A 6,059-nucleotide genomic window follows, 5' to 3' on the forward strand; every position below is an offset into this window, starting at 1 on the left:
CAGCTGAGCTACGGATGCATATTAAATGGCGGTGAGGGAGGGATTCGAACCCTCGATGCAGCTTTTGACCGCATACTCCCTTAGCAGGGGAGCGCCTTCAGCCTCTCGGCCACCTCACCTTACATTACCTGATTCGCTACTAAGAACTTCTTGTTAGTGCTCACCGGTACTGCGTGGCGCACATATTACTTTCCCAGACTTATAAGTCAAACAATTTTTCCCACCTTGTGTTCGTTTGAACAATTCGCACCCAAGACGCGCACTTTCACAACAAAAAGTCTATTTTATCGACAGAAAAACAGGCGATTACCTTGCCAAAGGTAGCGCACAGGAAAAATGGATATATCGATAAATGTGTGGGGGAAAAGCAGGAAATAACAATTGCGTCCCGCGAACACGAGACGCATTGTCAATCAATATGACGTTGGTTGAGATTTTTCGGCCTGAATACGCTGGTAGATCTCTTCACGGTGGACAGAAACCTCTTTAGGTGCATTAACACCAATACGCACCTGGTTGCCTTTCACTCCTAATACGGTAACCGTTACCTCATCGCCGATCATGAGGGTTTCGCCAACTCGACGAGTCAAAATAAGCATTCTTTGCTCCTTGAAAGATTATAAAGAGTCGGGTCTCTCTGTCTCCCCGCCATTATCCATCATGTGCCGTGAAAACGTAAACCTAGACGATGGTATAACCACACCATCACACTCCGGTTTGTCACTACTTGTTAGTTTAGTCGATATCAGTAGCTTGTGCTTTTGTTATCACAACAACAGGACTGAGCATGTAAAGCTTCAGAATATCTGAAGGTAACACACTTTCTATCCTGCTTGCCGGATCCTTTTCCGCAGACAAAAACGCCACAACCAGAAAGTTATGGCGTTTTGTCGGATAACGCGAATAAAACGTTATCTGTTGTTTTACAGCTTAGCAGCAACCCAAGATTCAACGCTTGCCAGCGCAGCAGGCAGTGCAGACACGTCTGAGCCACCAGCCTGAGCCATATCTGGGCGACCACCGCCTTTACCGCCAACCTGCTGGGCAACAAACCCAATCAGTTCACCGGCTTTTACGCGGTCAGTCAGATCTTTCGTTACACCAGAAATCAAGCTAACTCGGCCTTCTGCCGCCGTTCCTAGAACGATAACAGCAGATCCAAGCTGATTCTTCAGGTCATCAACCATCGTGCGCAGCAGTTTAGGATCAACATTGTCCAGTTGCGTAACCAGCAACTTCACACCGTTAACCTCTTTTGCTTTGCCAGACAGCGACGAACTTTCCTGCGCCGCTTGTTGAGCCTTCAACTGCTGAAGCTCTTTCTCCAACGCGCGGGCACGATCCAGAACAGAGCGTACCTTATCCGTCAGGTTGTGACTATCCCCTTTCAGCAGTTGCGCGATATCTTGCAGAACGTCGCTCTGGCGGTGCAGCGCAGACAACGCATTTTCACCCGTGGTCGCTTCAATACGACGTACTCCGGCTGCGGTACCTGATTCTGAAATGATTTGGAACAGGCCGATATCACCAGTACGGCTTGCGTGTGTGCCCCCGCACAGTTCAATGGAGAAATCCCCCATCGTCAACACACGAACATGGTCGTCGTACTTCTCACCGAACAGCGCCATCGCGCCCTTCGCTCTTGCATCATCCAGCGCCATGACATCCGTTTGCACGGTAAGGTTGCGGCGGATTTGCGCATTGACGATATCTTCAACCTGACGAATCTGCTCAGGTTTCATCGCTTCCGTATGTGAGAAGTCAAAACGCAGATAGCTATCGTTAACCAGAGAACCTTTCTGCGCGACATGATCGCCCAGAACCTGACGCAGCGCGGCATGCAGCAGGTGCGTTGCGGAGTGATTCAGACGAATACGATCGCGACGTTGGCTATCAACGTTGGCATCGACACTGTCGTTAACACGCAGCGTACCCTGAGTCAGTTTACCAACGTGGCCAATTGCCTGACCGTATTTCTGAGTATCCTGAACGGCAAAGCTGACGCCCGCGTTTTTCAGTTCTCCCTGATCGCCAACCTGACCACCGGATTCACCATAGAATGGTGTTTCATTCAGGATCACGACCGCTTCATCACCTGCAGCAATCTGATCAACCGCGTTTCCATTGTGATAAAGCGCAATAACTTTCGCTTGCTGCTGCGTTTTTTCATAGCCGCAGAATGGCGTAGTTTCATCCACACGGATGAGACTGTTGTAATCAACGCCAAAGCCGCTGGCCTCACGCGCACGCTGGCGCTGAGCCGTCATCGCAGCTTCAAAACCTTCTTCATCGACTTTCAGGCCACGCTCGCGGCACACATCCGCGGTGAGGTCGACAGGGAAACCATAGGTGTCATACAGACGGAAGGCCGTTTCACCATCCAGCGTATCCCCTTTCAGGTTTTTGATTTCTTCGTCCAGCAGTGACAGGCCGCGCTCCAGCGTACGAGCAAACTGCTCTTCTTCCATCTTCAGCGCTTGTTCAACGACAGACTGCTGCTTTTTCAACTCTTCCGCTGCCGGTCCCATGACTTCAATCAGTGGCGCAACCAGTTTGTAGAAGAAGGCATCCGTAGCGCCCAGCATGTTACCGTGACGTGCAGCGCGGCGAATGATACGGCGCAAGACATAACCACGGTTTTCATTAGACGGCGTCACGCCATCCGCAATCAGGAACGCACAAGAACGGATATGGTCAGCGATAACACGCAGCGATTTATTCGTTAAATCCGTCGTACCGACGGCTTTAGCAACCGCCTCAATCAGCGTTTTGAACAAATCAATGTCATAGTTTGAATTGACGTGCTGCAACACGGCAGAAATACGCTCTAGCCCCATTCCGGTATCGACGGAAGGTTTCGGCAGCGGTAGCATCGTGCCGTCAACCTGACGGTTGAACTGCATGAATACCAAGTTCCAAATTTCGATATAGCGGTCGCCATCTTCATCAGGGCTTCCCGGTGGGCCACCCGCGATGTGTTCACCGTGATCGAAGAAAATCTCGGTACACGGACCGCACGGCCCAGTTTCGCCCATTTGCCAGAAGTTATCAGAGGCGTAAGGTCCGCCTTTGTTATCACCAATACGAATAATTCTTTCGCGCGGTACGCCAACTTCATCAGCCCAAATGTCGTAGGCCTCGTCATCCGTTGCGTACACCGTTACCCACAGTTTCTCTTTCGGCAGGTTGAACCACTGGGGAGAGGTCAGCAATTCCCACGCATAACGGATCGCATCATGCTTAAAGTAGTCACCGAAGCTGAAGTTACCCAACATTTCAAAGAAAGTGTGGTGGCGGGCGGTATAACCTACGTTTTCCAGGTCATTATGTTTACCACCGGCACGCACGCAGCGCTGCGAGGTTGTCGCACGGACATAGTTACGTTTATCCAGCCCGAGGAACACATCTTTGAACTGGTTCATACCCGCATTGGTGAATAACAATGTCGGATCGTTGTTCGGCACCAGAGAGCTGCTATCAACAACCTGGTGTCCCTTACTGTGGAAAAAATCGAGAAACGCTTGACGGATCTCAGCGGTGCTCTTGCTCATAATTGTCCTGGAATCAAGCTAGAAGAACAGGTCGCGGGCAAGGTTAGTCCAGCATGCTGACGCTACCGAGCAACTCACGAACAAAAAAGTGGGAATAAGATAAATTTTCTTCGATGGGAAGTAAAATCCCGTGTGCGTTCAATCTGAAAAATTCGTATAAATTGACTGGATTTCTTCATGAAAGAAGCCGCGATAGAGCAGATATCGCTGATGTTTGACTTTGTCTTTCCATTCATCGGACAGAGGATGCCCGAATTTTCGTTCCACAACCGATTTCGCCAGCGCACACCAATCGATATCACTCTCGTTTAATGCTGTGGCTAACGTTGTCTTATCGATTCCTTTCTGGCTTAGCTCCACTTTGATCCGCTGGGCACCATAGCCTTTGCGGCTCCGGCTGCTGATATAGCGGCGAGCATAACGCTCGTCATCCAGCCAACCGTGTTCCTTACAATACGCAATAGCCGCTTCCACATCTTCCGCCGCAGTTCGGGCTGTAGCTTCATCTGCTTCCTCTTCTGCATTTGCGCTTTCTGACTGATATAAATACGCCGCACATTTGCGGCGTATTTCGGCTTCACTATAATCCCGAACAGACAGCACATTCATCGCATAGCGCAAGGGTTTATTCATCCATCAACCCGCTGATGTGTTTTGTCGCAGGGAATCCAGCCACCATTAAAACTCTTCGTTGCCTTCACCAGCAAATTCATCTTCGTCATGGCTATTTCCAGCGGCGGCTGGCGTCAGCTCATTGCCTTTATGCAGCAGCATTTCACGCAATTTCTTATCCAGTTCCGCAGCAATAGCCGGGTTCTCTTTCAGGAAATTACAGGCATTTGCTTTACCCTGACCGATCTTGTCGCCGTTATAGCTATACCAGGCACCCGCTTTTTCGATCAGCTTGTGTTTCACACCCAGATCGACCAGCTCACCGTGGATATTGATACCTTCACCGTACAGAATTTGGAATTCAGCCTGTTTGAACGGTGCTGCCACTTTATTCTTCACAACTTTCACACGGGTTTCGCTGCCGACAACCTCTTCGCCTTCCTTGATTGCACCAGTACGACGAATATCCAGGCGAACAGAAGCATAAAACTTCAGAGCGTTACCACCGGTAGTGGTTTCAGGGTTACCGAACATCACACCGATTTTCATACGAATCTGGTTAATGAAAATCAGCAGCGTATTGGCTTGTTTCAGGTTACCCGCCAGTTTACGCATAGCCTGGCTCATCATACGTGCGGCCAGCCCCATGTGGGAGTCGCCGATTTCACCTTCAATTTCTGCTTTCGGTGTCAGTGCCGCAACGGAGTCGACGATGATAACGTCAACCGCGCCAGAGCGCGTTAATGCATCGCAGATTTCCAGCGCTTGCTCGCCGGTATCCGGCTGAGAACACAGCAGATTATCGATATCTACGCCAAGCTTTTTCGCATAAATCGGATCCAACGCGTGCTCAGCATCAATGAACGCACACGTTTTGCCTTCACGCTGAGCGGCAGCAATAACCTGTAAGGTCAGCGTTGTTTTACCGGAAGATTCCGGGCCATAAATCTCAACGATACGGCCCATCGGCAAACCACCAGCGCCCAGAGCAATATCAAGAGACAAGGAGCCTGTAGAAATAGTTTCAACATCCATTGAGCGATCTTCGCCCAACCGCATGATAGAACCTTTACCAAATTGCTTTTCGATTTGGCCCAGTGCTGCCGCAAGTGCCTTTTGTTTGTTCTCATCAATAGCCATTTCTGCTCCTGTCATGCGGCGTAAAGCTGCTGTCTCTACGCGGCGGCTTAATCATGAATTGCCGAATAATTACTGACATTATACTGTATGCGCATACAGCATCAAGGTTATTTTTTCAGAAACGCGTCGAGCAGCGTTTGCAGCGCAAAATGGACCGATTGCAAACGAACCGCGTTTCGATCTCCGCTAAACCGCATTGTCCGCGCAAATGCTTCGCCCCGTTTGTCTGTAAAGCCAAACCATACCGTACCGACAGGCTTCTCTTCGGTCCCGCCGTCGGGCCCAGCGACGCCGCTTACCGATATAGCAAAATCTGCATCAGCAGCCTGCAACGCCCCTGCCGCCATCTCATTGACGACGGCTTCACTCACCGCGCCATGCTGTTCCAATGTCTTCGCGTTCACATTCACCAGACGCTGCTTGGCCAGATTGCTGTATGTCACAAACCCATAGTCAAACCAGCCGGAACTGCCTGCAACATCAGTAATAGACTTAGCCAGCCAGCCCCCAGTGCAGGATTCCGCGCACGTCAGCCTAGCACCACGCGCCTTCAATTTCTCACCGACCAAAACACTTAACCGCAGAATGTCAGCTTCCGTCATTGCCGCCTCATCTTAATCAAGGATTGTTGGGTCAGGGTAACACTTTTCCCTGAAAAAGACGCCTCGCTGCGCGGGATGCGAAGCGCATAACAAAGAAGATGAAAAGGGATGAAAAACGAGGGAAAGCGCTGCCCCTAAATAACTTTGCCAAATA

Annotated in this window: 5 protein-coding genes and 1 tRNA gene; all 6 read right to left on the reverse strand. The window is 50.3% G+C overall.

Translation table 11 applies throughout. The annotated features are described in order from the left end of the window. Positions 1-26 precede the first annotated feature (26 nt). Positions 27-119 (reverse strand) — tRNA-Ser (locus H0247_RS19340). A gap of 294 nt (positions 120-413) precedes the next feature. Beyond that, a complete protein-coding gene (csrA, locus tag H0247_RS19345; protein ID WP_005972168.1) occupies positions 414-599 on the reverse strand; it encodes a carbon storage regulator CsrA in 186 nt (61 codons plus the stop codon). 324 nt (positions 600-923) lie between these two features. Then, complete coding sequence (alaS, locus tag H0247_RS19350; RefSeq protein WP_180743982.1) at positions 924-3,551, reverse strand: alanine--tRNA ligase; 2,628 nt, start codon at positions 3,549-3,551, stop codon at positions 924-926. Positions 3,552-3,689: 138 nt separating this feature from the next. Continuing rightward, complete coding sequence (gene recX / locus H0247_RS19355; RefSeq protein WP_180743983.1) at positions 3,690-4,184, reverse strand: recombination regulator RecX; 495 nt, start codon at positions 4,182-4,184, stop codon at positions 3,690-3,692. Between the two features lie 45 nt (positions 4,185-4,229). Then, positions 4,230-5,303 (reverse strand): recombinase RecA, encoded by a 1,074-nt coding sequence (gene recA, locus H0247_RS19360; RefSeq protein ID WP_010285348.1) that lies wholly within the window; start codon positions 5,301-5,303, stop codon positions 4,230-4,232. Positions 5,304-5,410: 107 nt separating this feature from the next. Beyond that, positions 5,411-5,905, reverse strand: coding sequence for a nicotinamide-nucleotide amidase (gene pncC / locus H0247_RS19365; RefSeq protein WP_180743984.1), 495 nt, complete (start codon positions 5,903-5,905; stop codon positions 5,411-5,413). Positions 5,906-6,059: the final 154 nt, after the last annotated feature.

The sequence above is a fragment of the Pectobacterium sp. CFBP8739 genome (assembly GCF_013449375.1).
Lineage (GTDB): Bacteria > Pseudomonadota > Gammaproteobacteria > Enterobacterales > Enterobacteriaceae > Pectobacterium.